Origin of the sequence: Rhizobium sp. Leaf384 (genome assembly GCF_001424065.1) — a bacterium.
In the GTDB taxonomy this organism is placed as follows: Bacteria; Pseudomonadota; Alphaproteobacteria; order Rhizobiales; family Rhizobiaceae; genus Ferranicluibacter.
This window is the reverse complement of record NZ_LMQE01000001.1, coordinates 1,676,570-1,703,454: the sequence shown is the minus strand read 5'-3', so window position 1 is coordinate 1,703,454 and position 26,885 is coordinate 1,676,570. Positions and strand designations below refer to the sequence as shown.

The following is a 26,885-nucleotide window of genomic DNA, read 5'->3' as shown; positions in this document are numbered from 1 at the left end:
TTCATGCCTTCATCCACGTCCCCGGCCGTCAGCCTCTCGGGCAAGCGCATTCTTCTCATCATCTCCGGTGGCATCGCCGCCTATAAGAGCCTCGATCTGATCCGCCGCCTCCGCGAGCGGGGCGCGAGCGTCCGTCCCGTCATGACGGCCGGTGCGCAGGCTTTCGTGACGCCGCTCGCCGTCGGCGCTCTGTCGGCCGACAAGGTTTTCACCGAGCTTTTCTCGCGCGAGGATGAGCAGGATGTCGGGCACATCAGGCTAGCGCGGGAGTGCGATCTGGTGCTCGTTGCGCCGGCGACCGCCAACATCATGGCGAAGATGGCGCAGGGGATGACCGACGATCTTGCCTCCACCATTCTGCTGGCGACCGATCGGCCGGTCCTCTTGGCGCCCGCCATGAACCCCAAGATGTGGTCGCATCCGGCGACTCGGCGCAATCGCGATACCTTGGCCGGCGACGGGATCGCCTTTGTCGGCCCCGGTCTCGGCGAGATGGCGGAAAGCGGCGAGCGGGGCGAGGGCCGCATGGCCGAACCGCTGCAGATCGTGGCCGCCGTGGAGGCCTGCCTCGAAGGCTCGCAGCCACTCGCGGCGCCGACCACCCTCCCGCTTTCCGGACGCCATGCCATCGTTACCTCGGGACCGACCCACGAACCGATCGATCCGGTGCGCTACATCGCCAACCGCTCTTCGGGGCGGCAAGGCCACGCCATTGCGGCGGCGCTCGCCCGCCTTGGAGCCAACGTCACGCTCGTCTCGGGTCCGGTCACGATCGCCGACCCTGCCGGCGTCACCGTCGTCCCTGTCCAGACGGCGGTCGAGATGCAGGATGCGGTGCTGGCCGCCTTGCCGGCCGATGTCGCGGTCATGGTTGCCGCCGTTGCCGACTGGCGGGTCGCAGACGTTTCCGGAGGCAAGATCAAGAAAGCGCCCGGCGAAGCGCCGCCGCCGCTGCAGCTGACGGAAAATCCGGACATTCTCAAAACGGTCGGGCACCATGCGGAGCGGCCGCGCATCGTCGTCGGCTTTGCTGCGGAAACCGACGATCCGGTCGCGAACGGGCGTCTCAAGCTGGCGCGCAAGGGGGCGGATATCATCGTCGCCAACGACGTCTCCGCCGGCAGCGGCGTCGCCGGGGGCGTCATGGGGGGGACACGCAACCGTGTCACCATCATCGGCCGCGACGGCGAGGAAACCTGGCCCGAACTCGACAAGGAGGCCGTGGCCGACAGGCTGGCGGCCCTCATCGCCTCACGGCTGGCGTAGGGCCCGCTTCGCTTCGATCTCCTGATCGAGCTGGAAGATGCGCATATCGAACCCGTTCTCACCGATCACGACGGCCGTGCCGTCTGGGATTTCCACCCACGCATCATCGTCGTCGTTAAGCGGTTCGGACACGAGGCAATAGCCGCCTTGCGGACCCATCGGCGCGGCATAGAGCGTCGGGGCGAACCGATCAGACGCATAGCGCACGGCGTAGAGATCGACGCCATCGGAAAAGGCGGCGGTGAACCGCACGAGAACCTCGTGCTTCATATGCGTTGCCAGCCGTTCGACGAAAGACAGTGTTTCGGCCATGGCGCCCAACGGATCCCGCTCCAAACCGAACTGCAGGGCCATCAGAAACAGGAGTTCGCTGTCGGTGGTGCCGGTGCGCGCCGTGTAGAGCGCATCGTCCAACATCGCCTCCATCGGCCGGCGCAGATGCTCGAAGCCGCCGATCTGCCCGTTGTGCATGAACGACCAGCGACCATTGACGAACGGATGGCAGTTGTCGCGGCGGGTGCCGCCGCCGGTCGCCGCCCGGACATGAGCAAGAAACAGCGGCGAGCGGATCTGGCGGGCGATGCTCTTCAGGTTGCAGTCGGACCAGGCCGGCAGGATGTCGCGGTATCGGCCGGGCTCAGGATGGTCGCCGTACCAGGCAATGCCGAACCCGTCGCCGTTCGTGGAGGTCTTCGCCCGCGTTGCACAATGGGACTGCTCGATCAGGGAGTGCGCCGGCGAGGATACGAGATCCTCCAGATAGAGCGGCTCTCCGCGATAGGCTGCCCATCGGCACATGTGCTGAAACTCCGTGGCTGTCCGGGAAACGCGAATCGCTTGGCGGGACGGCGTTAACCATATGTCTGCGGTATCTTCAGGCGAAAGATGGTAAAAATGCGTTAACGATCTCCTGTGCCCTTTGGGTGACAGCCGCTTCTGGAACGAACGTTCTATCATTCTCGCCGTCGAGGCGGTACGCTGCACGCGATGAGACCGGGCCCAGGAATACGGGAATGACAGCATGACGCCGGATGCCGCGATAGAGGGGCTCCAGGAGAAACCGGATGCCGAGGCTGCGCTGCCGAGCGCCGGCGTGCCGCAGGATTTCGATGCGCTGAAGGCCGTCATTCTGGAACGCAAGACGCAATTGCCCAAGCGCTTGCGTCAGGTCGCCGCCTATGCGCTCGATCAGCCGGACGAGATCGCTTTCGGAACGGCTGCCAGCATCGCCGCCGCCGCCGACGTGCAGCCTTCGACGCTCGTCCGCTTTGCCCAGCATTTCGGCTTCGAAGGGTTTTCGAGCCTGCAGCAGATCTTTCGCGCCCGCCTCCGGGAGCGCAATCCGGGCTACGAGGAGCGCTTGCGGGCGCTTGGCGACAACGGCCACAGCCGGGGCGAAAGCGGCGCGATCTTCAACGGCTTCGTCGCCGCGGCCCATCGGTCGCTCGACAACATCGCCGGCTCCGTCGATCCCGCCGCCTTCGAGCAGGCGGTCGATCTCCTGGCGAAGGCCGACACCATCTTCCTCATCGCCAAGCGGCGGTCCTATCCGATCTCCGGCTATATGGCCTATGCCTTTGGCAAGCTGAAGATTCGCTACCAGATGGTGGGCACGGCCGCCGGTGTCGATGACGACATCCTCGCCCTGGCCGGACGCCGCGACGCCGCCTTCGCGGTCAGTTTTTCGCCCTATACGTCCGAAAGCATTCACCAGGCCCGGCTTTTGGCAGGCCGCAAGGTTCCGGTCGTCTCTCTCACCGACAGCGCCTTTTCGCCCCTCGTCGAATCCTCAAAGATCTGGTTCGAGATCGTGGAGGCCGACCACGCCGGGTTTCGCTCGCTCTCGGCCAGTATGGCTTTCGCCATGGCGCTGACCGTTGCGGTGGCGGAGAAGCGCCAGCGTGGATGGCCCGTTCCAGATATGGAATGAAAATTCCATATTGACGGATAGACGGAACCTATGTTTCATGTGCGGCTATTCGGACAGGAAAAGACGACAAGCCGCACGTCGGGAGGGCAGCAACGTTGACCGGGATCAGCCAGAGGGATGCGGCGCGGCCGCTCGATATCATCACCATTGGTCGCGCCTCGGTCGATCTTTACGGTCAGCAGATCGGAACGCGGCTGGAGGACGTCGCAAGCTTCGCCAAGTCGGTCGGTGGTTGCCCGACCAACATTGCGGTCGGCACCGCGCGGCTCGGCCTGAAATCGGCGCTTCTGACCCGCGTCGGTCGCGAGCAGATGGGCCGCTTCATCGTGGAGCAACTGACCCGCGAGGGTGTGGAAACCAAGGGTATCGTCACCGACCCCGAGCGTCTGACCGCGCTCGCCATTCTCGCCGTCGAGAACGACCACTCCTTTCCGCTGCTCTTTTATCGCGACAACTGCGCCGACAACGCGCTCTGCGAGGACGATATCGACGAGGCTTTCATCCGCTCGTCTCGCGCAATCCTCGTGTCCGGCACGCATTTCTCGCGTGAAAACACCGATGCCGCGCAACGCAAGGCGATCCGCATCGCCAAGGCGAACGGCGTCAAGATCGCTTTCGACATCGACTACCGTCCGAACCTCTGGGGCCTGGCCGGGCATGACGCGGGCGACAACCGCTATATCGCGTCCGCCCATGTTTCCGCGCATCTCAAGACGGTTCTGGCCGATTGCGACCTGATTGTCGGCACGGAGGAAGAGGTGCTGATCGCCTCCGGCGAAAGCGACCTTCTCGCTGCCCTGAAGACCATTCGCGCGCAGTCCGCAGCGACCATCGTCCTCAAGCGCGGGCCCATGGGCTGCATCGTCTATGATGGCGCGATTTCGGACGATCTGGAAGACGGCATCATCGGCCGGGGTTTTCCGATCGAGGTCTACAATGTGCTCGGCGCAGGCGATGCCTTCATGTCCGGCTTCCTGCGTGGCTGGCTTGCCGGAGAACCCCACGCGACATCGGCCACCTGGGCCAATGCCTGCGGCGCCTTTGCCGTCTCGCGCCTCCTTTGTGCGCCCGAAATTCCCACCTGGACCGAATTGCAGTTCTTCCTCGAGAACGGAAGCCCGGAGCGCGCGCTGCGCAAGGATGCGGCGATCAACCACGTGCACTGGGCGACCACCCGCCGCCGGGAGATCCCGAGCCTCATGGCGCTGGCCATCGATCACCGCAGCCAGCTCGAAGACATGGCCGCCGGCGACGCCGCCAAGCTCGCCCGTATTCCCGCCTTCAAGGTTCTCGCGGTCAAGGCAGCGGCGAAAATCGCCGACGGCCGGCCGGGTTTCGGCATGCTGATCGACGACAAATACGGCCGGGATGCGCTCTATGCCGCCGGTGCATTGAAAGACTTCTGGGTGGCAAAGCCGATCGAGCTGCCGGGCTCGCGTCCGCTGCAGTTCGAGTTCAGCCAGGATCTCGGCAGCCGCCTCATCGACTGGCCGGTCGATCACTGCATCAAGGTTTTGAGCTTCTACCACCCGGACGACCCTGCCGATCTCAAGGCGACGCAGATCGCCAAGCTGCGCAGCGCCTTCGAGGCAGCGCGCAAGGTCGGCCGCGATATCCTGATCGAGATCATCGCCGGCAAGCATGGCCCGCTGGATGACACGACCATCCCGCGGGCGCTCAATGAGCTCTACGATGCCGGACTGAAACCCGACTGGTGGAAGCTGGAGCCGCAGGCAAGCCGCAGCGCCTGGAGCGGCATCGACGATGTCATCGAGACGCGCGATCCGCTCTGCCGCGGCGTGGTTCTGCTCGGTCTCGAAGCGTCTTACGATGCACTGAAAGAGGGCTTTGCCGCCGCCCGCACCGCGCGGCAGGTTCGCGGCTTTGCCGTAGGGCGGACGATCTTCGTGGAGGCGGCGCGCCGGTGGCTCGCCGGCGAGATCGACGATGCCGCGGCGATCGACGACATGGCGCACCGGTTCCGCCAGCTGGTCGACCTGTGGGTCGGCCTCGCCGACGAGAAAGCGGCCTGAACAGGCCACGATGCTGATGACAACGACCGCCGGAACGGGCGGCAGGGACAGGCGGGCGGACAGCCTGCGGCGTGAGGAGACCTTGAGATCATGAACCAGCAAGCCCCCATCGCATCGGACGACGGCGCTCACAAGGCGACGAGATCGCCGGGCACCGTGCGGCTGACCATGGCGCAGGCGCTCGCGCGCTTCCTGACGCGGCAGATGACGGTGATCGACGGCGAGACCGTGCCGATTTTCGGCGGCGTCTTCGCGATCTTCGGTCATGGCAACGTAGCCGGCATGGGCGAAGCGCTGCACGGCATCAAGGACGTGCTGCCGACCTACCGCGCGCAGAACGAGCAGGGCATGGCCAATGCCGCCGTTGCCTTTGCCAAGGCGAGCTTCCGCCGCCGCTTCATGGCTTGCACCACCTCGATCGGCCCTGGCGCGCTCAACATGGTGACGTCGGCAGCCCTTGCCCATGTCAACCGGTTGCCCGTTTTGCTTCTGCCCGGCGACGTTTTTGCCAATCGCCGGCCCGACCCGGTGCTCCAGCAGATCGAGGATTTCGGCGACGGCAGCATGACCGTCAATGACTGTTTCCGCCCGGTCTCGCGCTATTTCGACCGGATCACCCGTCCCGAACAGATCATTCCGGCGCTGCGCCGCGCCATGCAGGTGCTGACCGACCCCTCCGAGTGCGGCCCGGTAACGCTGGCGCTCTGCCAGGACGTTCAGGCCGAGGCCTATGATTACCCCGAGAGCTTCTTTGCCGAGAAGGTCTGGCTGCCGCGCCGGCTCCGGCCCGACACGCAGGAACGACTGACCGCCTCCACGGCGATCGCGGCGGCGAAGAAGCCGATCATCATTGCCGGCGGTGGCGTGCTCTACAGCGAGGCGAGTGCGGCGCTCGCGACCTTTGCGGAAAAGCACGGTATCCCCGTGGTGGAGACACAGGCCGGCAAGTCGTCGCTGCCGGACAGCCATCCGATGAACATGGGCTCCGTCGGCGTGACCGGCACCTCGGCGGCCAATGCGCTGGCCGAAGAAGCCGACCTCGTGCTGGCGGTCGGCACCCGCCTGCAGGATTTCACCACCGGCTCCTGGGCGCTGTTCAAGAATGACGGGCTGAAGATCGTCGGTCTCAACGTGCAGTCCTTCGATGCTGCCAAGCATGAGTCCCTGCCGCTCGTCTGCGACGCTGCGATCGGCCTTTCCGAACTGTCGGCAGAGCTGAGGGCCTACCATGCCGACAGCGGCTGGGGAGACAAGGCCGGCAGCCTGAAGACCGAATGGCAGGCAGCAGCCGACACGGCGCTCGCCGCCACCAATGCGACGCTTCCATCCGACGCCCAGGTGATCGGCGCAGTGATGCGGGCCCGAAAGGGCGACACGACGCTGGTCTGCGCCGCGGGTGGCCTTCCGGGCGAACTGCACAAGCTGTGGCGCGCCGAAAAGCCCGGCAGCTACCACATGGAATATGGCTTCTCGACCATGGGCTATGAGATAGCGGGCGGCCTGGGCGTCAAGCTTGCCAAGCCCGAAAGCGACGTCATCGTGATGGTCGGCGACGGCAGCTACATGATGCTGAATGCCGAGATCGCCTCGTCCATCATGCTTGGCGCGAAGCTCACGGTCGTGCTTCTCGACAATGCCGGCTATGGCTGCATCAACCGGCTGCAGATGGCGACCGGCGGTGCGAACTTCAACAATCTCCTGCGGGACACGCATCATGTCGCGCTGCCGGCGATCGATTTCGCCGGCCATGCCGCCGCCATGGGGGCGGTGACGCGCAAGGTCGCCTCGCTCGCCGAACTGGAAGCAGCGCTGGCCGAAACCGCGGGCGAAACCCGGACAACCGTCATCGTCATCGACACAGACCCGCTGATCACCACCGACGCCGGTGGCCACTGGTGGGATGTGGCCGTGCCCGAGGTTTCGGAGCGCGATGCCGTCGGGCAGGCACGCCGGGCCTATGAGCGGGCACTCGCCGCCCAGCGCGTCGGCTGATCCCCTTAATTCCCGTCATCACGAAGAAGCACCACAGAGACACATCATGATCCGCTACGGAACCAACCCGATCGCCTGGAGCAACGACGACGATCAGACGATCGGCGCCCATCTCTCGCTCGAAGACTGCCTGTCCGATTGCCAGAAGATCGGCTTCGACGGTATCGAGAAGGGTCACAAGATGCCGACCGAGCCGCAGGCGCTGAAGGCGAAACTCGCCGAATACGGCCTCGTCTTGGTTTCCGGCTGGCACTCGACCAACCTTCTGACCCATGATGTTGAGGTCGAGAAGCGGGCGATCCAGCCGCATCTAGATCTTCTCAAGGCAAACGGCTGCAAGGTCTGCATCGTCTGCGAGACGTCCAATGCCATTCACGGCGATGACGCGACCTCGCTGGTGGCCGACAAGCCGGTGCTGCCCGACGACCAGTGGGAAACATTCGGCGCCGATCTCGAGGCGATTGCCCAGTATTGCGCCGATCAGGGCATCGATCTGGTTTATCACCATCACATGGGCACGATCGTCCAGACCGGGCCCGAGATCGACCGGCTGATGGAGACAACCGGACCGGCGACCAAGCTACTGCTCGACACCGGCCATGCCTGGTTCGGCGGCTCGGACCCAGCCGAGCTTGCCCGGAAATACATGCACCGTGTCCGCCATATCCACGCCAAGAACGTGCGTCGTGCGGTGCGCAAGGAGGTCGAGGATAACGGGCTCTCCTTCCTCGAAGGCGTGCGCCGCGGCGTTTTTACCGTGCCGGGCGATGATGAGGGCGGCGTCGATTTCCTGCCCGTTCTCAAGATTGCTGCCGAACATGGCTATGACGGTTGGCTGGTCATCGAGGCGGAACAGGACAGCGCCATCCGCATTCCGTTCGAATACCAGTCGCTGGGCTTCCGATCCCTCAAGGCCTACGCACGGGAGGCCGGTCTCGACCGGTCCTGAACCTCTCTCCGAAAGGAAGCCGACATGCCGAACCTTCTCGTCAAGCCGAGGGCCGAAAGCGGCCTCGTCCAAGACGTCACGCCGGAAAGCGCAGGCTGGACCTATGTCGGTTTCCAACTGCACAAGCTCGCGGCCGGGGAGGCCGTCTCGGGCCGAACAGACGAGCGCGAGGTCTGCCTCGTCCTCGTCGCCGGCAAGGCACGCGTGACGGTGGACGATGAGGATTTTGGCGAACTCGGCGAACGGATGACGCCGTTCGAGGGTGCACCCTTTTCGGTGTATGCGCCGAAGGGCGCCGCCTATACGGTGACGGCAACGACAGATCTCGAGCTCGGCGTCTGTTCGGCACCGGGCGGCGAAGGCTTCAAGGCACAGGTCATCCGGCCCGACCGGCACCCGCAGATGACGCGCGGCAAGGGCACAAACACCCGCTACGTCACCAACATCATGCCGGAAAACGACGAGGCAGCGCAGTCACTGCTGGTGGTCGAAGTCATCACGCCCGGCGGCCACACCTCGTCCTATCCGCCGCACAAGCACGACGAGGACAACCTGCCGGCCGAAAGCTTCCTGGAAGAAACCTATTACCACCGCCTCAATCCGGCGCAGGGCTTTGCCATGCAGCGCGTCTATACGGACGACCGGTCGCTAGACGAGACCATGGCAGTCGAGAACGGCGATGTCGTGCTGGTGCCGAAAGGCTATCACCCTGTCGCGGCGATCCATGGATACGACCTCTATTATCTCAACGTCATGGCAGGGCCGGCGCGGGCGTGGAAGTTCAACAACGCCAAGGAGCACGAATGGCTTTTCACCGGCGTGTGACAGAGGCTCCGCGCGTAAAACGCCGGAGGTTGACGGATCGGTTATCGGACGGGGTACGGAAAGCTGCCGCCAAGGATCGATTTTGATATGACACCTTCCGGTGCGCCTTCCAGCCGTTTCAGCGAGGGACTGCAGGCTCTCGGAGGGAGGCCGTTTCTGCAGACCCGAAGCGGTTGGGCTTGCCTCCATTCCGCGCCTCAAGGAGCGGATCCCGCCTTGCGGAAACGCCTTGTCATCGATCCGAGACGGAGCGGAGCGATGATGGCATAGCCGGTTCGGGGCGCGGATATAGGCCCTGACATTGCAAGAGGGAGAACGGCAATTATCTCCCGGCTTGAAAAGGCATATGAGGCGGCGTCCTCGCTGGAGCGGATCATTTTGCGCCGGAACAGGTTCAGTTCCAAGCAACGACGTTTCGCGCAAGCAAAAGGAGGATCGATATGAAGATCGATGGTGCGTGCCACTGCGGACAGATCAGCTTTGAAGCGGAGGTCGATCCCGATGCCGTTTCGGTCTGCCACTGCACCGACTGCCAGCAATTGACGGGCACGGCCTATCGGGTCAGCGTCTCGCTCCCCAGCGACCATTTCCGGCTGACGAAAGGGTCACCGAAAACCTATGTGAAGACAGCGGACAACGGGAACCGCAGACTGCAGATGTTCTGTTCCGACTGCGGCTCCCCGATCTTCACGACCGGCGAAGGCGAGGCGGCGCAGGAGATCGCCATCCGCTGGGGCACCATCCGCCAGCGGCGCGATCTCGCTCCGACCCGCCAGATCTGGTGCGCCTCCGCAGCGCCTTGGCTGGACGCCGTCTCGGCCTTGCCCGGAACGGCCGGCGATTGAAGCCCTGACGTCGGCCGCCGGAAATCGATTTCGAAAGCAGGGATTATGGAGTAAGTCCGGGAGACTTTCCCAAGCGGCCCGCCCTGCCGGGTATGATCCACCGCGTTACCGCTACCGAACGGCCCCTGCGCCGAAGTCCCTACGCCGAAAGGCGCGAAAACTTAAAGGAATGCTCCTCTTGTCTTCTCCCGTTTCCGCTTCTCCCGTGTCCTCGTCCGCCGCGTCTTCCCCTTTCTCGTCGCATCCGACCCTCGGCAAGCCCTTTTCCGCTTTCCTCTTCGACATGGACGGCACGCTTCTCAATTCGATTGCAGCGGCGGAGCGCGTCTGGGGGAAATGGGCCGTGGCGCACGGGTTGGATCTCAAGACCTTCCTGCCTTTCATGCATGGCAAGCGTGGCATCGACACGATCACGCAGCTGAACTTGCCCGGCGTCGATCCGGCCAAGGAAGCCGCCTATATCACGCAGGCGGAGATCGACGACGTCGAGGGCGTGAAGCCGATCCCCGGCGCGCTCGAATTCCTGAAGTTGCTGCCCGCGGATCGCTGGGCGATCGTCACCTCCTCGCCACTGCCGCTTGCCAGAGCGCGTCTCGCCAAGGCCGGAATCACGGCGCCGAAGTTTCTTGTGACTGCGGAAGACGTGACGCAGGGAAAGCCGGCACCGGATTGCTACCGACTGGGCGCCGAGCGCGTCGGGTTCGACCCTACCGATTGCCTCGTGTTCGAAGATGTCCCGGCCGGTGTGACGGCCGGCGAAGCCGCCGGCTCGGATGTTGCGGTGATCACCACGACGCATGAGCATCCCATGGAGACCACGCATCTCAAACTTCCCGGATATGAGGGACTTTCGGTTGAAATCGCCGCGGATGGACGCCTCATGCTGGTCGAAAAGACGGCGGCCTGATCAGAAGCGCGAGTTGCCGCACGGTGTCAAAGGGTTGTCACCGCGCGGTGGCGACCTAACTAGACCCTCATGCCAAACGACAGCCACCCTCTTTTCCGACAGGATCCGGGCGCCTCGACCCTGCAGCAGGCGCTGCTGTCTCCTGCGGTCGCCGACGCCTTCGGGCGCCTTGCGGCAGAGCCTGACGACTGGGCCCTTTTCCTCGATATCGACGGGACGCTTGTCGATCTGGCGGAAACGCCGGACGCGATCCGCGTTCCCCCGGACCTGCCCTCCACGCTGATGGCCGTTTCCAACCGGCTGGGCGGCGCGCTTGCGCTCGTGACGGGGCGGGCGCTGCATTATGCCGACGTCCTGTTCGATCCAGCGACGTTTCCCATTGCCGGTCTGCATGGCGCCGAGCTGCGCGACCAGACGGGCGCGATTACCCGGCCGGAGATCACGCCGGCCTTCGTTACCCTGAAGAACGAGCTTGCCCGCACCGTCAAGGACTGGGAGGGCGTGCTGTTCGAGGACAAGGGTGCCGCCGTTGCCCTGCATTACCGGCTGGCGCCGGAACGCTGCGCCGATGTCGAACACGTCATGCGACGCGCTTCGCTCGCCATTGGCGGAGACTGGGGCCTCCAGTTCGGCAAGATGGTGGTGGAGCTTCGCCCCGCGACGGCCAGCAAGGGCGCGGCCGTCATGACGTTCCTGTCGCAATCGCCCTTTTCAGGCCGTAAGCCGTTGGCGATCGGCGATGACGTTACCGACGAGGCCATGTTCAAGGTGGCCAACGCCGCCGGCGGCATGTCGCTGCGCGTCGGCGAGCCGGGTTTCGAAACGCAGGCCCAAGCGACCATCGGCTCGGCGCAGGCGGTTCGGGACGCCCTGACGATGCTTGCCCACGGCAGCAAACCGTGAGCGACGCCATCTGCGCGACAGGCTTCGGCTTGGGGCGGACGTTGCCCTGCCCTGTGCTCGCCTGTGCGTCCCTGGCGGAGCAGAATTCTGAAAGGAAGACATCTTGAGCCGTCTCATCGTCGTGTCCAACCGCGTGCCGGTACCGGAAAAATCGGGAGATGCGCCTGCCGGCGGTCTTGCCGTCGCGCTGCAGGCCGCACTCGAAGAGCATGGCGGCATCTGGATGGGCTGGTCGGGCAAATCCAGCGGCACGAAGGAGCCGGCTCCCCTCGACCTCAAGGATCGCGGCAAGATCACCTATGCGCTTACCGATCTCACCGACAAGGACGTCGACGAATATTATTTCGGATTCGCCAACCGCGTGCTCTGGCCGATCTGCCACTATCGGCTGGATCTCGCTGAATACGGCCGCAAGGAGATGGCCGGATACTTTCGCGTCAACCGCTTCTTCGCCCATCGGCTGGCGCCGCTGCTGGAGCCGGATGATGTCATCTGGATTCACGACTATCACCTGATCCCGCTGGCGGCCGAACTGCGCCAGATGGGCATTCAGAACCGCATCGGCTTCTTCCTCCATATCCCGTGGCCGCCAGCCGACGTGCTCTTCGCCATGCCGGTGCATGAGGAGATCATGCGTGGCCTCTCGCATTACGACCTGATCGGCTTTCAGACCGACCACGATCTCGAGAACTTCGCCGGCGGCCTGCGCCGCGAGGGCATCGGCAACGAGATCAGCCCCGGCCGCTACAGTGCGCATGGCCGGATCTTCAAGGGCGGCACCTATGGCATCGGCATCGAGACGAAGGCTTTCGCAACCTTCGCCCGCAAGAGTGCGTCTCATGTCATGGTGAAGAAGGCGGCCGCCAGCATCGAAGGGCGCGACCTGATCATCGGCGTCGACCGGCTCGATTATTCCAAGGGCATCACCCAGCGCATCGATGCCTTCGAGCGCTTCATCGAGGCGAGCCCGGGGCAGCAGGGCAAGGTAACCTATCTGCAGGTCACACCGAAATCCCGTTCCGAAGTGCCGGAATATGAGGCCATGCAGCGCACGGTGGCCGAACAGGCCGGACGCGTCAACGGCGCGCTCGGAACGGTCGACTGGGTGCCGATCCGCTACATCAACCGCTCGATTTCACGGCCGATTCTCGCCGGGCTCTACCGAATGGCGAAGGTTGGTCTGGTCACGCCGCTGCGCGACGGCATGAACCTCGTTGCCAAGGAATATGTGGCGGCGCAGGATCCCGAAAACCCCGGCGTGCTTGTGCTCTCGCGTTTCGCCGGTGCGGCCCGCGAGCTGGACGGGGCGCTGCTCGTCAATCCCTATGACATCGAGGGCACAGCCAATGCCATCGCGCGGGGGCTGTCCATGCCGCTTCCCGAGCGGCAGGAGCGGTGGGGCCGGATGATGGATTATCTGAACGAGCACGACGTGGTGCGCTGGTGCGACGATTTCCTCAAGGATCTCGTCGCCTGATCAGCGTCCAAGAACACATCCGACCGAGATATCACGCCGCCTTGGCGACGTGATATTCCTTGATCGCAACCATCTTGATCGCCTTCCAGCGCTCCGCTTCGTAATTCAGCGAAAAACCGTCCTGAGCGAGGAAGACCGGGTCTCCATCGAGGTCGCGGGCGATATCGCCGCGCCGTGCGGTGATGAAGCGGTCGAGTTCGCCAGGGACATCGGAGGACACCCACCGGCAGATCGAGAAGCGGGCCATGTCGAACGAGACGGGCAGGCCGTACTCGCCCTGGAGACGCTCCTTCAACACATCGAGCTGCAGCGCGCCGACGACACCGACGATGGCCGGGGAGCCATCTTCGGGAGAAAACAGTTGCACGACACCTTCTTCAGCCATCTGCTGTAGCGCTTCCTTGAGCTTCTTGGCCTTCATGGCATCCTCCAGCCGCACGCGGCGCAGGATTTCCGGCGAGAAGTTCGGAACGCCCTGGAACACCAGCGGTTCGCCTTCCGTCAGCGTATCGCCGATGCGCAGCGTCCCGTGGTTGGGAATGCCGACCACGTCGCCGGCATAGGCCGTATCGGCCAGCTGGCGCTGCGAAGCGAAAAAGAACTGCGGTGCGGTGAGGCCGAGCTGCTTGCCGGTGCGGGCAAGCCGCGCCTTCATGCCGCGTTCCAGCTTGCCGGAACAGATGCGCGCAAAGGCGATGCGGTCGCGATGGTTCGGGTCCATGTTGGCCTGGATCTTGAAGACAAAGGCCGTCATCTTGTCCTCGTTGGCATGCACCGTGCGGATATCCGCCACCTGATCGCGCGGCGGCGGCGCCATGGCGCCCAGCGCATTGATAAGGTCGCGCACGCCGTAATTGCGCAACGCGGAGCCGAAGAAGACCGGTGTCATGTGGCCTTCGAGGAAGGCCTGCCGGTCGAACGGACGACAGGCCTCGATGGCAAGCTCCGTTTCCTCGATGAAGGCGGCGCGTTCGTTTTCAGGCAACCGGTCGGCCACCGCCTGCGGACCGTTGACCTTCAGCGCCTCGACCTGCGTGTCTGCGCCGCGCACCGTGTTTTCCGCCAGATAATAGGAGCCGCAGAAGGTCTTCGACCGGCCGATCGGCCACGTGATCGGCGCCGTATCAAGCGCGAGCTTTTCTTCGACCTCGTCGAGGATCTCGAAGGGATCCCGGCTTTCCCGGTCCATCTTGTTGATGAAGGTGATGATCGGGATGTCGCGCATGCGGCAGACCTCGAACAGCTTCAGCGTCCGCGGCTCGATGCCCTTGGCGGCATCGATCACCATCACGGCGGCATCCACCGCCGTCAGGGTGCGATAGGTGTCGTCGGCAAAATCCTCGTGGCCGGGCGTGTCGAGGATATTGAAGACGTTACCGTCATATTCGAACGTCATTACCGAGGTCACGACCGAGATGCCGCGCTCGCGCTCGATCTTCATCCAGTCGGACCGGGTCTGGATCCGGTCCTTCTTGGCCTTGACCTCGCCGGCCAGCTGAATCGCGCCGCCGAACAGCAGGAGCTTTTCGGTCAGCGTCGTCTTGCCCGCGTCGGGGTGCGCGATGATCGCAAAGGTTCGGCGGCGGGAGACCGCATCGGCGAGCGTTTCAGCCATGGGAAGTGTCCTGTTTTGGAAGGCTTATCTAGCGATATGGCGGCCGATATGCAATTGACGCCGTCGATCCCTTGCTCTGCTCCCGTATCAGGCTTCGTAAAGGAGTTGCCCATGCCCGACCTCTCGACGCCCGTTCTTGCCCTGATCCGTCTTCCCCATGGCGCGGGACTGGCGCTGCCGGCCTATGAGAGCCCGGGGGCGGCCGGCATGGACCTGCGCGCTGCCGTGAGCGTGGACAAAGCGCTGGTGATCGGTCCGGGGGAGCGCGCGCTGGTGCCGACCGGCTTCGTCTTCGAGATCCCGGATGGGTTTGAGGGGCAGGTTCGGCCGCGCTCGGGCCTCGCCTTCAAGAATGGTGTTACCTGCCTGAACACGCCGGGAACGATCGACAGCGACTATCGCGGGGAGGTGAAGGTGCTGCTGATCAATCACGGGAGCGAGCCCTTCACCGTGGTGCGCGACATGCGCATCGCGCAGATGGTGGTCGCGCCGGTGACGCAGGCCCGCGTCCGGGAGGCGACTGCGCTTTCGCTGACGGCGCGCAGGGATGGCGGTTTCGGGTCGACCGGTCTTTAGCGAGGTGTCCCCCCGCGCTTTCCTCAGGTGGGTGGGGAAAGCCCGCGCTCTGCAAGGTTTCACGGAATTGTGCGCCGCATCATCTTGACGCTCTCGGTACGCATACATACAGTCGTGTTTGTATAACGCGTGACCCGCCGTGAACCTGGTCAGGGTTGCCGTCCGACTTCATGTCTTCCGGCCGACGCTACGATCTCTTTTGAAGACATCGTCCGCGCGCCGGCTCTTTTCGTGGGACCTTCCTATGCGGACCAATCGCCTGACGCTCGCCGCCCTTCTCATCGGCGCGGCTTTCCTGAGTGCCTGCCAGCAGGAGGAGACCAAAGCGGAAGGACAGCCGCAGCGGCCGCCCTCCGAAGTCGCGGTCATCACCACCAAGACGGAGGAGCTGCCGATCACCAACGAGCTGCCCGGCCGGATCGCCGCTACCCGCACGGCGGAAGTCCGTCCGCGGGTCTCCGGCATCGTGGTCGAGCGTGTGTTCGAGCAAGGCACCACGGTCCAGCAGGGCGACGTGCTCTACCGCATCGACCCGAAGCCCTTCCAGGTGCAGGTGGACAGCGCCGAGGCGACGCTTGCCCGCGCACGCGCCGCCCAGACGCAGGCGCGCAACACCGCCGGACGCCAGGAGCAGTTGCGCAAGTCGAACGTCGCGACGCAGCAGAACTTCGATGACGCGGTCGCTTTGCTCGCGCAGGCCGATGCCGATGTGGCGATCGCCGAGGCTGGCGTTGCATCGGCCCGCCTCAACCTGCAATACACCAATGTGACCGCCCCGATCACCGGCCGCATCGGTCGCGCGTTGATCACCGAGGGTGCGCTCGTCACGCAGAACGGCACGGAGAATCTGGCGACGATCCAACAGCTCGACCCTGTCTATGCGGACTTTACCCAGACCGCGACCGACGTCATCCGTCTGCGCAAGGCGCTGCAGGACGGCCAGCTGATGACCAATGCCAACGAGGCGGCCGCTCAGCTGGTGCTGGACGACGGAACGCCCTATCCGGAAAAGGGCCGACTGCTGTTTTCGGAAGCGGCCGTCGACGAAACCACCGGCCAGATCACCCTTCGCGGCGAGTTCGCCAACCCGAACGGCGATCTCCTGCCGGGCATGTATGTGCGCGGGCTCATCCAGCAGGGCATCGAGCGCCATGCGATCGCCGTGCCGCAGCAGGCCATCCAGCGCGACACTGCCGGCAAGGCGCTCGTCTACGTCGTCAATCCCGAGAGCAAGGTCGAGATCCGTCCCGTCACGACGAGCCGGGTCGTCGGCGACCGCTGGGTCATTTCCAACGGCCTGAAGGCCGACGAGAAGATCATCGTCGAGGGCTTCCAGAAGGTTGGCCCAGGCGCACCCGTCAAGGTCGTCGACTGGAACCCGGCACCACCGAAGCCCGATGCTGGCGCCGCGGCTGCTCCCACCGCGCCGGAAGGCGCGCCGGCCGGCACCAACCAATCCGGCACCAACCCGGCCGGCGGAGAACAGTCGGGCACCCCGGCGGCCTCCGCTGACAAGCCCGCAGTTCCCGAAGGTGGTGCCGCACCGGCTGCGGCGCAGAACGGCGACGATGCAGGCGCAGACGGTGGCAAGAACACCGGCAAAGACACTGGCAAGGGTGCCGGCAACGGCGGCGCACAGCCCGCACAAGCGAATTAAGGACGGTCCATGCCCAGTTTCTTCATCGACCGGCCCATCTTCGCCTGGGTCGTCGCCCTCTTCATCATGATTGCAGGGATCATCGCGATCCCCTTTCTGCCCATCGCGCAGTATCCGAGCGTGGCGCCGCCGCAGATCAGCATCTCCGCCACCTATCCCGGCGCCTCTTCCACTGAGACGTATCAGGGCGTGACGCAGCTGATCGAAAACGAGCTGAACGGCATCGAAGGGCTCCAGTATTTCGAGTCCACGTCGAACGCCGCCGGCGCTGTATCCATCAATGTTACCTTCGCGCCCGGAACCGATCCGGGCGACGCGGCCGTGGACGTGCAGAACCGTGTCCGTCGCGTCGAGCCGCGGCTGCCGGATGCCGTGACGCAGCAGGGCATTCAGGTCGATGAAGCCGGCTCGGGCTTCCTCCTCATCATCTCGCTCACCTCCACCGACGGGTCGATGGACGCGATCGGCCTCGGGGACTATCTCAGCCGCAACGTCCTGAACGAAATCCAGCGCATCGAGGGCGTCGGCCAGGCGCAGCTGTTCTCCTCCGAGCGGTCCATGCGCGTCTGGATCGACCCGGACAAGATGGTCGGCCTCAACCTCACGGCCGGCGACGTGACAAGCGCCATCCAGGCGCAGAACGCCCAGATCGCAGCCGGCTCCATCGGCGCCCAGCCCAACCCGATCACCCAGCAGGTCTCCGCCCCGGTTCTCGTCAAGGGCCAGCTGTCCACGCCGGAAGAGTTCGGCGCGATCGTGCTGCGTGCCAATCCCGACGGGTCCGCGGTACGCCTGCGCGACGTTGCGCGTATCGAGGTTGGTGGCCAGAGCTATGACACCTCGACCCGCCTCAACGGCAAGCCATCGGCCGCCATTGCGGTGCAGCTGACCCCGACCGGCAACGCGCTCAACACCGCGACGCTGATCGAGGAGCGGATGGAAGAGCTGAAAGGCTATTTCCCGACGGGCGTCGAATATTCCATTCCCTACAACACCGCGCCCTTCGTCGAGGTCTCGATCGAGAAGGTGATCCATACGCTGCTGGAGGCGATGGCGCTCGTCTTCCTCGTGATGTTCCTGTTCCTGCAGAACTTCCGCTACACGCTCATCCCCACGATCGTCGTGCCGGTCGCCCTGCTCGGCACCTGCGCCGTGATGTATGTCGCCGGCTTCTCCATCAACGTGCTCACCATGTTCGCCATGGTGCTGGCGATCGGCATTCTCGTCGACGACGCCATCATCGTCGTGGAAAACGTCGAGCGCATCATGACGGAGGAGGGGCTGACGCCGAAGGAGGCCACCCGCAAGGCGATGGGCCAGATTACCGGTGCCGTCATCGGCATCACGCTGGTTCTCTCCGCCGTGTTCATTCCTATGGCCTTCTTCCCGGGCTCGGTCGGCGTCATCTACCAGCAGTTCTCGCTGACCATGGTGACCTCGATCCTGTTCTCCGCGTTTCTGGCGCTCTCGCTGACCCCGGCTCTGGCCGGCAGCTTCCTGAAGCAAATCCCGAAGGGCCAGCACCAGAAGAAGCGCGGCTTTTTCGGCCTGTTCAACCGGGGCTTCGATCGTACCTCGCACCGTTACAGCACCTGGGTCGGCTGGCTGATCCAGCGCACGGGCCGCTTCATCCTCGTCTATCTCGTGATCGTCGCCGCTATGGGCTACCTGTTCATGCGGCTTCCCTCGGCCTTCCTGCCGAACGAAGACCAGGGCTACATTATCGTCTCCATGCAGCTGCCATCGGAAGCCACGGCCAATCGGACGACCGAGGTCATCCAGCAGGTCGAAAGCTTCTTCGGGAAGGAAGGCGCCGTCGATCGCATCATCGCCGTCAACGGTTTCTCCTTCTCGGGCTCCGGCCAGAATGCCGCTCTCGCCTTTATCACCCTGAAGGACTGGGCGGAGCGTGGACCGGACGATGCCGCGGCTTCGATTGCCATGCGCGCCTCGATCGCTTTCAGCCAGATCCGCGACGCGATCGCCTTTGCGCTGTCACCGCCGCCCATCCAGGGGCTCGGCACCAGCAACGGCTTCGAATTCCGGCTCCAGGACCGTGCAGGCCAGGGCGACACGGCCCTCGCCGCCGCGCGCGACCAGCTGCTCGGTCTTGCCGCGCAGAGCCCGATCCTGGCCGGCGTCCGCGTCGATGGCCTGCCGGACGTTGCCCAGCTGAACCTGATCGTGGACCGCGAGAAGGCCAACACGTTCGGTGTCGCCTTTGCCGACATCAACGCGACGATCTCGACCAATCTCGGCTCTACCTATGTCAACGACTTCCCGAATTCGGGCCGCCTGCAACGCGTGACCGTGCAGGCCGACGTGGCCAAACGCACCAAGCCGTCCGACCTGCTGACGCTCAACGTCCGCAACACCAATGGCGGTATGGTGCCCCTGTCGGCCTTCTCCTCGATCGAATGGCAGATGGGGCCGGCGCAGACCGTCGGCTACAACGGCTATCCGTCCATCCGGATCTCGGGCCAGGCGACGCCCGGCCATTCCTCCGGCGAGGCGATCGCGGAGATGGAGCGGTTGATGGGCGAATTGCCGTCGGGCTTTGCCTATGAGTGGTCCGGCCAGTCGCGTGAGGAAATCCAGTCGGGATCGCAGGCTCCGCTTCTGATCGGCCTGTCCTGCCTCCTGATCTTCCTCTGCCTCGCCGCGCTCTACGAAAGCTGGTCGATTCCGATCTCGGTCATGCTCGTGGTGCCGCTCGGGATCATCGGCGCCGTCATCGCCATCGCGCTGCGCGACATGTCCAACGACGTCTATTTCAAGGTGGGCCTGATCACGATCATGGGCCTCTCGGCCAAGAACGCGATCCTGATCATCGAGTTCGCCAAGGAGCAGATGGAGGCGGGCAAGTCGCTGATGGACGCGACGATCGAGGCGGCGCATCTGCGCTTCCGGCCGATCCTCATGACCTCGCTCGCCTTCACCCTCGGCGTCGTGCCTCTCGCGATCGCCAGTGGTGCATCGGCGGCCAGCCAGAACGCGATCGGCACCGGTGTTCTCGGCGGCATGATCTCGGCGACCATCCTCGCGATCTTCTTCGTGCCGGTGTTCTTCGTCTTCGTGATGAAGATCTTCCAGCGCGGCAAGAGAAAGACCGATCGCACCACGCCGGCGGCGGCTCCCGGCCACACCCCGGCCGAGTGATCGCGGTGTCCGCCCGTCGTCAGCCGGGCGGAGCCAGCGTCGAAGCCCTGCGGGAGGCGTGAGACAGACCATGCGGCGGACGAAGGCGAAGGCGGAGGAAACGCGCAACCGCATCCTGACGGCGGCGGAGCACGTGTTCTATGAGAAGGGCGTTTCCAACGCGACGCTGGAGCATGTCGCCTCGGCCGCCGGGGTTACCCGCGGCGCGATCTACTGGCATTTCCAGAACAAGGCCGATATTTTCCTCGAACTCTACAAGGCCGTGCCCTTGCCCGACGAGGAACTGCTCCGGGGCGAGATCGAGAATGCCGGCATCGACATTCTTGCCCATATCGAGGCGGTCGCCGGCGACTGGCTGGATGTGATGGCTGAGGACGAGCAACGCCAGCGCATCCTCACCATTCTCCTGCGCTGCGACTATACGAGTGATCTTGCCCCCGTCCTCGGCCGCCAGCAAGAGATCGACGACGAACACACGCGGTTTCTGGAGGACGCCTTTTCCCGGGCCGCAGCCCGCGGCACGCTCAGCAGCGCCTGGACGCCGTCGAGCGCTGCACGGGCGCTCCGCTGGATGATCAAGGGCCTCTGCAGCGAATGGCTCCTGTTCGGCCGTCGCTTCGACCTCGCCGAAGACGGCCGCCAGGGCCTGTCCCGGCTCTTCGGCTGTTTTCGACGCGGAGACGCGCCGGCGACGTAACCAGGGGTGTCGCCAGCTTCCGCCGACGACAGATGCCCCGCGACCGCAAGAAGGCGGGGCGACCGAAACGCACGACCGACCGTCAGGATTTTCCTGCGCCGTCCCGCACAGCCGTCCCGCGAGATCTGTCGTCCTCAGTGTGCTTCGTCCCAGTTGCGCGCGGCGCGGGCGTCCACCTTCAGCGGCACGCGCATGTCGAGCGCCGGCATGGCAGCATTTTCCATGGTCGACACGATCAGCGGAATGGCCTTGTCGATCTCGGCCTCCTCCACCTCGAAGATCAGTTCGTCATGGACCTGCAGCAGCATGCGGCAGCGGTCGGCAAGCTTTGCGGCCTCCAGCGCCGGCTCCATCTGCACCATCGCCCGGCGGATAACGTCGGCGGCCGAGCCCTGGATCGGAGCGTTGATGGCCGCGCGTTCGTTGAAGGCGCGCACCGACGGGTTGGACGAGCGGATGTCAGGATAGTGTGCTCGTCGGCCGAAGATGGTCTCGACATAGCCATTCTCGCGCGCGAACGCCTTGGTCGCATCCATATAGTCGCGGATGCCGGGGAAGCGCTCGAAATAGCGCTTGATGTAGTCGCCGGCCTCGGAGCGCTCGATGGAAAGCTGATTGGCGAGGCCGAAGGCGGAAATGCCGTAGATGATACCGAAATTGATGGCTTTCGCCCGCCGACGAATCTCGCTCGGCATGCCCTCCACCGGCACGCCGAACATTTCGGACGCCGTCATGGCATGGATGTCGATCCCTTCGGCAAAAGCCTGTCGGAGCTGCGGGATATCGGCGACATGCGCAAGCACCCTGAGCTCGATCTGGCTGTAGTCGGCCGAAATCAGCTTGTGGCCCGGCGTCGAGATGAAAGCCGTGCGGATCTTTCGACCTTCGGCCGTGCGGATCGGGATGTTCTGGAGGTTGGGTTCCGACGAGGACAGCCGGCCTGTGGTGGTGGCGGCCAGCGCGTAGGAGGTGTGGACGCGCTTCGTGTCCGGATGCACGAAGCCGGGCAGGGCGTCCGTATAGGTGGATTTGAGCTTGGTCAGCTGCCGCCAATCGACGATGCGCCGCGGCAGGTCATGGCCTGAAAGGGCAAGATCTTCCAGCACCTGTGCCGACGTCGACCACTGTCCCGTCTTCGTTTTCGATGCGCCGGGCAGGCCCATCTTGCCAAAGAGAATGTCGCCGAGCTGCTTGGGCGAGCCGATATTGAAGCTTTCTCCGGCCAGCTCGTGGATTTCGGCCTCCAGCCGTGCCGCGCCCTGGGCAAGTTCGCCAGACAGCCGCGACAGGATCTGCCGGTCGATGGAGATCCCGCGCTCCTCCATGCGCGCGAGCACCGGCACCAGCGGCCGCTCCAGCCTTTCATAGACGCGCATGAGCTTTTTTGCCGCAAGCCGGGGCTTGAGAACGTGCCAGAGGCGCAGCGTCACGTCCGCGTCCTCGGCGGCATAGGCGGTCGCTCGGTCGATGTCGACATAGTCGAACGTCACCATCGACTTGCCGCTGCCGGCCACGTCCTTGAAGGGGATCGGCTGGTGTCCGAGCCAGCGTTCCGACAGGGCATCCATGCCGTGGGCGTTCGCACCGGCATCCGAGATGTAGGACATCAGCATGGTATCGTCGAAGCGGGCGATTTCGACGCCGTGCCGCTTCATGACGAGATAGTCGTATTTCAGGTTCTGCGCGACCACGAGAACGGCGGGATCCTCGAGCAGCGATTTCAGGAGATCGATCGCCTGTCCGCTCGGGATCTGGTTTTCCACCAGCCCACCGCCGAGGAGATCGCCGACGCCGCTCTTGTGGAGGAGCGGCACATAGGCTGCGCGGATGGCGGTGCCCGAGGGGTCGCGGCTGTTGTCGGCGATGGCAAGCGAGAAACCGACGAGATCGGCGCGCATGGCATCGAGCGAATTCGTTTCCGTGTCGAAGCCGACGAGTCCTGCCTCGCGGGCGGCCGCGATCCAGCTTTCGAGCGTTGCGGCATCGCGGATCGTCACATAGGTCGACCGATCGATGGGGGCGGTGGCAAAGGCGTCGGCGCGGGCCTGCGCCAGCCCCTGTGGCGTTGTGCCGCTCTCAACGGGAAGGATGAGCGCCTGGCTGAGGATTTTCGCGGCGTCTTCCGCGGTCTCGTGGGCGTTCTGGGCGCCCTGGGCGGAAGGTGGGACCGCGGCCTCGCCCGGATCGAGATCCGGGCCGTGCGCCTTCGCACCGCCTTCGACGGGAACCTGCGCAGCCGTCACCGCTTCTGCATCGGTATTGGTTGCCGCTGCCACGCGGCGGGTGAGTGAGGTGAACTCCATGGCCTTGAGGAAGGCGACCAGCTTTGGCCCATCCTGCGGATGCAGGTCGAGCGCGTCGAGCGGCATGTCGACGGGGACATCGGTCTTCAGGGTCACGAGGTCGCGCGACAGGCGGGCGAGATCGGCATTGGCGATGATGGTTTCACGGCGCTTGACCTGCTTGATCTCGCCGGCGCGGGCAAGCAGCGTATCGAGATCGCCAAAGGCTTCCAGCAATTGCGCCGCCGTCTTCGGCCCAATGCCCGGAATGCCCGGTACATTGTCGGTCGAATCGCCCGTCAGCGCCTGCAGGTCGATCATCTTCTCGGGAGGCACCCCCCATTTCTCGATGACCTCGGGAATGCCGATCTGCTTGTCCTTCATGCTGTCATACATGGATACGCAGGGCGTCAGCAGCTGCATCAGATCCTTATCGGAGGAGACGATCGTCACGTCGCCGCCGGCTTCTTCCGCCATGCGGGCATAAGTTGCGATCAGATCGTCGGCCTCGTAGCCTTCCATCTCGATGCAGGGCAGGTTGAAAGCGCGGGTCGCGTGGCGGATCAGTCCGAATTGCGGGATCAGGTCTTCCGGCGGCGCCGTGCGGTTGGCCTTGTACTTGTCATAGAGATCGTTGCGGAACGTCTTGGAAGAATAGTCGAAAATGACGGCAAAATGCGTCGGCGTGACGCCGACCGAGGTGTCGCGGGCATCGGTCAGAAGCTTCCACAGCATGTTGCAGAAGCCCGACACCGCATTGACCGGCAGGCCGTCCGATTTGCGGTTGAGCGGGGGAATGGCGTGGAAGGCCCGGAAGATGAAGCCGGAGCCGTCCACGAGGAAGAGATGATCGCCTTTTTTCATGGAGAGAAGGGATAGCGCGGCGGGCGCGAAAGGTCCATTCTACGCGGGCAAGGTCGACAATCTTTCCAGGGTGCTTGATGATGGTGCCGGACGAAAATGGAAACGAGGGACGGATGAGCAGGACAGCGATCGCTCGAGCCTATGCGGTTCCTTTCCTACTGATGATTCTTGTCGGACTCCTCGCCATCTCGATGAACGACCGACCTGTCGATATCGCCCGGAAGATGGTTCTGGTACCGATGTTCCTGCTGGCCATGCGGGGGGTGAGAACATTCTTTCCGGAGGCGAAGGACGAAAGCCGGAGCCTGCTGACGCATCTCGAGTTCCAGCTTCTGGCCTCTGGTCTCCAGGCCGTCTTCGTCGTCTTGATCGCAACGCCGGGGAACGACGAAGCGTTGTGGCAGATGGCAAGGTTCGTGGTGTTGATGACGCTCGGAATGGCGGCCGTCAACATGGTCCTCTTCTGGCAGAGCCGTCGCTCGCATCCCAACCGCAATGACGCAGGTTCAAACCTTACCAATTTGTAATCAGGCTTCGCCCGGGGCTTCCCTTGAAAAGCCACATTCGGACCCACAAATCCAGGTCAACGGCAGCGTCAAGCGCCGTCATCTGGTCAAGGCCTGTCCCCCGCCGAACCCAGATGCAAGGACAAAGGCCTAACCCCCCTCTCCGGGCCTTTGTCCATCATCAAAAACCGTCATGGCCCGCCTCCGCCATGGCGGTTTTTCTATTTGGCTTGTGATGGTATCTTCAGTTGACCGCGGCGGGCCACTGCCGCCCGTCGCTGCGATCTTGTCACCGTCCCTTTGCAGGCGTACCGATGATCATGGCCTACGACCGCATGGAGTCCGCCACCTATCTCGCCGGCCTGCTGGCCAGACGCTTCTCCCGCCAGCTGCAGGAGAGGGGCCGAACGCTCGGCTTTGCGCCGGGGCAGTTTCCGGTTCTTGCAGAATTGTGGACCGCGGATGGTCTGACCCAGCGCCAGCTGCTCGACCGGCTGGATGCCGAGCAGGCGACGCTTGCCAACACGCTCGCGCGCATGGAGCGCGATGGGCTGATCGTGCGGCGTCCGCATCCGGACGACCGGCGGGCGCAGCAGATCTTTCTGACCGACCGGGGGCGGGCGCTCGAAGGCGACGCGATGGCGGCTGCAAAGGCGGCGGACGATGCACTCTTCGTCGGCTTCCGGCGCTTCGAGCGCGCTCTGATGCTCGAATACATGCGCATGGCCATCGCCAATGCCCCCCAACCTCTGCGGGATGCCCACGAGGCATGCGCGCACGCGCCGGAGACGGAGGACGGCCGGGACACGCCTGGCAAAAGCCCGAAATGAGGCGCGGGTCTTCCCATTCGGGAATTTTTGAGTAGGGTCGCGCCGACATCAAGGAGCAGTGCCAATGACCGATATCACCGGCGTTCTTGCCAAGGCGGACACCAATCTCGACGCCAGCCTGGAGCGGCTCTTCGACCTTGTGCGCATCCCCTCCATTTCCACCGATCCGGCCTACAAGGACGCTTGCCGCAAGGCGGCGGAATGGCTGGTCGCCGACCTTCAGAGCCTTGGTTTCACAGCCTCCGTGCGCGATACGCCCGGCCATCCCATGGTCGTTGCGCACCAGGACGGCGCCACCGCCGACGCGCCGCATGTTCTGTTCTACGGCCATTACGACGTGCAGCCGGTCGATCCGCTGTCGCTCTGGGACACCGATCCGTTCACGCCCGCCGTGCGCGAGCTGTCGCCCGGCCGCAAGGTCATCACCGGTCGCGGCACCTCCGACGACAAGGGCCAGCTGATGACCTTCGTCGAGGCCTGCCGGGCCTACAAGGAAACGCAGGGCAGCCTGCCGTGCCGGATCACGATCCTGTTCGAAGGCGAGGAGGAATCCGGCTCGCCGTCCTTGAAGCCGTTCCTCACCGCCCATGCCGAGGAGTTGACGGCCGACTATGCGCTGGTCTGCGATACCGGCATGTGGGATCGTGAGACACCAGCAATTTCGGCCGGCCTGCGTGGGCTCGTCGGCGAGGAAGTCGTGGTAACGGCGGCCGATCGCGACCTGCATTCCGGCCAGTTCGGCGGAGCGGCTGCCAACCCGATCCACATCCTGTCGCGTATCCTTGCCGGGCTGCACGACGAAGCCGGCCGCGTGACGCTTGACGGCTTCTATGATGGTGTCGAGGAAACCCCGACGCAGATCAAGGCCGCATGGGAAACGCTCGGTCAGACGGCGGAGAAGATGCTGGGCGAAATCGGTCTCGCCATTCCCGCCGGCGAACAGGGCCGCTCGGTCCTCGAACTCACCTGGGCGCGTCCGACGGCCGAGGTCAACGGCATCACCGGCGGCTATACCGGCGAAGGCTTCAAGACCGTGATCGCCTCCAAGGCATCGGCCAAGATTTCCTTCCGCCTCGTCGGCCAGCAGGATCCGGCCGCCATTCGCACGGCGTTCCGCGATTTTGTCCGGACCCGCATCCCGGCGGACTGCTCGGTCGAATTTCACGAACACGGCGGCTCGCCCGCTATCCAGCTGCCCTATGATTCGCCCCTTCTCAACACGGCGAAAGCAGCCCTGTCGGACGAGTGGCCGAAGGCGGCCGTGATCATCGGCATGGGAGGCTCCATTCCGATCGTCGGCGATTTCCAGAAGATGCTGGGCATGGAATCGCTCCTGGTCGGTTTTGGCCTGTCGGACGACCGCATCCATTCGCCCAACGAGAAATACGACCTGCAGTCCTTCCACAAGGGCATTCGCTCCTGGGTCCGCATTCTCGACGCGCTGGCCGCAGCACGCTGAACACGCATGCTGAGACATTGAAATCTCTCAAGATTGTGAGGAGCTGCCGGCCGGGACGCCCTTGACCCGGCCGGGTGGCGATGGTCTCATGACCCATATGACATCGAGACTGC

General features: G+C 64.4%; 19 protein-coding genes and 1 pseudogene. 17 read left to right on the top strand and 3 right to left on the bottom strand.

Features of this window, described 5'->3' with window-relative positions; all coding sequences use genetic code 11:
• Nucleotides 1-3 precede the first annotated feature (3 nt).
• Entirely contained in the window at nucleotides 4-1,266 is a 1,263-nt protein-coding gene (coaBC, locus tag ASG25_RS07840) for a bifunctional phosphopantothenoylcysteine decarboxylase/phosphopantothenate--cysteine ligase CoaBC (RefSeq protein WP_062471524.1), read from the top strand.
• Here coaBC and ASG25_RS07835 read toward each other — a convergent pair.
• The gene (locus ASG25_RS07835) at nucleotides 1,252-2,064 is read right to left on the bottom strand and encodes a class II glutamine amidotransferase (RefSeq protein WP_062471521.1); all 813 of its coding nucleotides are present in this window, start codon (nucleotides 2,062-2,064) and stop codon (nucleotides 1,252-1,254) included. The two genes, coaBC and ASG25_RS07835, sit on opposite strands and share 15 nt — an antisense overlap.
• 223 nt (nucleotides 2,065-2,287) lie before the next feature.
• On the opposite strand from ASG25_RS07835, the gene ASG25_RS07830 reads away from it, so the two are divergent.
• The 9 genes from ASG25_RS07830 (at nucleotide 2,288) to otsA (ending at nucleotide 13,127) form a co-directional block, all read left to right on the top strand.
• Nucleotides 2,288-3,196 carry a MurR/RpiR family transcriptional regulator gene (locus ASG25_RS07830; RefSeq protein WP_156379623.1) on the top strand — a complete coding sequence of 303 codons (909 nt, stop codon included), beginning with the start codon at nucleotides 2,288-2,290 and terminating at the stop codon, nucleotides 3,194-3,196.
• A 104-nt stretch (nucleotides 3,197-3,300) separates the two neighbouring features.
• Nucleotides 3,301-5,229: a 5-dehydro-2-deoxygluconokinase gene (gene iolC, locus ASG25_RS07825; RefSeq protein WP_062472419.1), complete on the top strand. Its 1,929-nt coding sequence runs from the start codon at nucleotides 3,301-3,303 to the stop codon at nucleotides 5,227-5,229.
• Nucleotides 5,230-5,397: 168 nt separating this feature from the next.
• On the top strand, nucleotides 5,398-7,221 hold the full coding sequence (iolD, locus tag ASG25_RS07820) for a 3D-(3,5/4)-trihydroxycyclohexane-1,2-dione acylhydrolase (decyclizing) (protein ID WP_062472416.1): 1,824 nt from the start codon (nucleotides 5,398-5,400) through the stop codon (nucleotides 7,219-7,221).
• Between the two features lie 46 nt (nucleotides 7,222-7,267).
• Entirely contained in the window at nucleotides 7,268-8,170 is a 903-nt protein-coding gene (gene iolE, locus ASG25_RS07815; protein ID WP_062471518.1) for a myo-inosose-2 dehydratase, read from the top strand.
• A gap of 24 nt (nucleotides 8,171-8,194) precedes the next feature.
• Nucleotides 8,195-8,995, top strand: a complete 801-nt coding sequence (iolB, locus tag ASG25_RS07810) for a 5-deoxy-glucuronate isomerase (protein ID WP_062471516.1) — start codon at nucleotides 8,195-8,197, stop codon at nucleotides 8,993-8,995.
• A 440-nt stretch (nucleotides 8,996-9,435) separates the two neighbouring features.
• Nucleotides 9,436-9,840 carry a GFA family protein gene (locus ASG25_RS07805; protein ID WP_062471512.1) on the top strand — a complete coding sequence of 135 codons (405 nt, stop codon included), beginning with the start codon at nucleotides 9,436-9,438 and terminating at the stop codon, nucleotides 9,838-9,840.
• A gap of 205 nt (nucleotides 9,841-10,045) precedes the next feature.
• Nucleotides 10,046-10,747 (top strand): HAD family hydrolase, encoded by a 702-nt coding sequence (locus tag ASG25_RS07800; RefSeq protein WP_062472413.1) that lies wholly within the window; start codon nucleotides 10,046-10,048, stop codon nucleotides 10,745-10,747.
• Nucleotides 10,748-10,816: 69 nt separating this feature from the next.
• A complete protein-coding gene (gene otsB / locus ASG25_RS07795) occupies nucleotides 10,817-11,650 on the top strand; it encodes a trehalose-phosphatase (protein ID WP_082475561.1) in 834 nt (277 codons plus the stop codon).
• A gap of 103 nt (nucleotides 11,651-11,753) precedes the next feature.
• Nucleotides 11,754-13,127: an alpha,alpha-trehalose-phosphate synthase (UDP-forming) gene (otsA, locus tag ASG25_RS07790; RefSeq protein ID WP_062471509.1), complete on the top strand. Its 1,374-nt coding sequence runs from the start codon at nucleotides 11,754-11,756 to the stop codon at nucleotides 13,125-13,127.
• A gap of 31 nt (nucleotides 13,128-13,158) precedes the next feature.
• Here the strand turns inward: otsA and ASG25_RS07785 are convergent, their stop codons facing one another.
• Nucleotides 13,159-14,742 carry a peptide chain release factor 3 gene (locus ASG25_RS07785; protein ID WP_062471506.1) on the bottom strand — a complete coding sequence of 528 codons (1,584 nt, stop codon included), beginning with the start codon at nucleotides 14,740-14,742 and terminating at the stop codon, nucleotides 13,159-13,161.
• Between the two features lie 111 nt (nucleotides 14,743-14,853).
• On the opposite strand from ASG25_RS07785, the gene dut reads away from it, so the two are divergent.
• From dut to ASG25_RS07765, 4 genes and pseudogenes are all read left to right on the top strand, one after another.
• Nucleotides 14,854-15,318 carry a dUTP diphosphatase gene (gene dut, locus ASG25_RS07780; RefSeq protein ID WP_062471503.1) on the top strand — a complete coding sequence of 155 codons (465 nt, stop codon included), beginning with the start codon at nucleotides 14,854-14,856 and terminating at the stop codon, nucleotides 15,316-15,318.
• A gap of 244 nt (nucleotides 15,319-15,562) precedes the next feature.
• A pseudogene (locus ASG25_RS07775) lies at nucleotides 15,563-16,735 on the top strand (efflux RND transporter periplasmic adaptor subunit); the annotation flags it as partial.
• A 249-nt stretch (nucleotides 16,736-16,984) separates the two neighbouring features.
• A complete protein-coding gene (locus tag ASG25_RS07770) occupies nucleotides 16,985-20,134 on the top strand; it encodes an efflux RND transporter permease subunit (protein WP_062471500.1) in 3,150 nt (1,049 codons plus the stop codon).
• A gap of 70 nt (nucleotides 20,135-20,204) precedes the next feature.
• Nucleotides 20,205-20,831 (top strand): TetR family transcriptional regulator, encoded by a 627-nt coding sequence (locus ASG25_RS07765; RefSeq protein ID WP_062471497.1) that lies wholly within the window; start codon nucleotides 20,205-20,207, stop codon nucleotides 20,829-20,831.
• Between the two features lie 134 nt (nucleotides 20,832-20,965).
• Here ASG25_RS07765 and polA read toward each other — a convergent pair whose 3' ends face one another.
• Entirely contained in the window at nucleotides 20,966-23,977 is a 3,012-nt protein-coding gene (polA, locus tag ASG25_RS07760; RefSeq protein ID WP_062471493.1) for a DNA polymerase I, read from the bottom strand.
• A 113-nt stretch (nucleotides 23,978-24,090) separates the two neighbouring features.
• Between polA and ASG25_RS07755 the strand changes: the two genes are divergently transcribed.
• The 3 genes from ASG25_RS07755 to ASG25_RS07745 all read left to right on the top strand — a co-directional run bounded on the left by ASG25_RS07755 (nucleotide 24,091) and on the right by ASG25_RS07745 (nucleotide 26,772).
• The gene (locus tag ASG25_RS07755; RefSeq protein WP_156379621.1) at nucleotides 24,091-24,504 is read left to right on the top strand and encodes a hypothetical protein; all 414 of its coding nucleotides are present in this window, start codon (nucleotides 24,091-24,093) and stop codon (nucleotides 24,502-24,504) included.
• 299 nt (nucleotides 24,505-24,803) lie between these two features.
• Nucleotides 24,804-25,313, top strand: coding sequence for a MarR family transcriptional regulator (locus ASG25_RS07750; protein WP_082480006.1), 510 nt, complete (start codon nucleotides 24,804-24,806; stop codon nucleotides 25,311-25,313).
• 64 nt (nucleotides 25,314-25,377) lie between these two features.
• A complete protein-coding gene (locus ASG25_RS07745; protein ID WP_062471484.1) occupies nucleotides 25,378-26,772 on the top strand; it encodes a dipeptidase in 1,395 nt (464 codons plus the stop codon).
• Nucleotides 26,773-26,885: the final 113 nt, after the last annotated feature.

What these genes read in the sequence shown, in the direction of transcription:
- ASG25_RS07755 (WP_156379621.1), top strand. Translation starts at nt 24,091, where the DNA reads ATGAGCAGGACAGCGATCGCTCGAGCCTATGCGGTTCCTTTCCTACTG.
- ASG25_RS07805 (WP_062471512.1), top strand. Translation starts at nt 9,436, where the DNA reads ATGAAGATCGATGGTGCGTGCCACTGCGGACAGATCAGCTTTGAAGCG.
- ASG25_RS07785 (WP_062471506.1), bottom strand. Translation starts at nt 14,742, where the DNA reads ATGGCTGAAACGCTCGCCGATGCGGTCTCCCGCCGCCGAACCTTTGCG.
- ASG25_RS07770 (WP_062471500.1), top strand. Translation starts at nt 16,985, where the DNA reads ATGCCCAGTTTCTTCATCGACCGGCCCATCTTCGCCTGGGTCGTCGCC.
- ASG25_RS07830 (WP_156379623.1), top strand. Translation starts at nt 2,288, where the DNA reads ATGACGCCGGATGCCGCGATAGAGGGGCTCCAGGAGAAACCGGATGCC.
- iolD (WP_062472416.1), top strand. Translation starts at nt 5,398, where the DNA reads ATGGCGCAGGCGCTCGCGCGCTTCCTGACGCGGCAGATGACGGTGATC.
- iolB (WP_062471516.1), top strand. Translation starts at nt 8,195, where the DNA reads ATGCCGAACCTTCTCGTCAAGCCGAGGGCCGAAAGCGGCCTCGTCCAA.
- otsB (WP_082475561.1), top strand. Translation starts at nt 10,817, where the DNA reads ATGCCAAACGACAGCCACCCTCTTTTCCGACAGGATCCGGGCGCCTCG.
- ASG25_RS07750 (WP_082480006.1), top strand. Translation starts at nt 24,804, where the DNA reads ATGGCCTACGACCGCATGGAGTCCGCCACCTATCTCGCCGGCCTGCTG.
- coaBC (WP_062471524.1), top strand. Translation starts at nt 4, where the DNA reads ATGCCTTCATCCACGTCCCCGGCCGTCAGCCTCTCGGGCAAGCGCATT.
- ASG25_RS07765 (WP_062471497.1), top strand. Translation starts at nt 20,205, where the DNA reads ATGCGGCGGACGAAGGCGAAGGCGGAGGAAACGCGCAACCGCATCCTG.
- polA (WP_062471493.1), bottom strand. Translation starts at nt 23,977, where the DNA reads ATGAAAAAAGGCGATCATCTCTTCCTCGTGGACGGCTCCGGCTTCATC.
- ASG25_RS07745 (WP_062471484.1), top strand. Translation starts at nt 25,378, where the DNA reads ATGACCGATATCACCGGCGTTCTTGCCAAGGCGGACACCAATCTCGAC.
- iolE (WP_062471518.1), top strand. Translation starts at nt 7,268, where the DNA reads ATGATCCGCTACGGAACCAACCCGATCGCCTGGAGCAACGACGACGAT.
- dut (WP_062471503.1), top strand. Translation starts at nt 14,854, where the DNA reads ATGCCCGACCTCTCGACGCCCGTTCTTGCCCTGATCCGTCTTCCCCAT.
- ASG25_RS07835 (WP_062471521.1), bottom strand. Translation starts at nt 2,064, where the DNA reads ATGTGCCGATGGGCAGCCTATCGCGGAGAGCCGCTCTATCTGGAGGAT.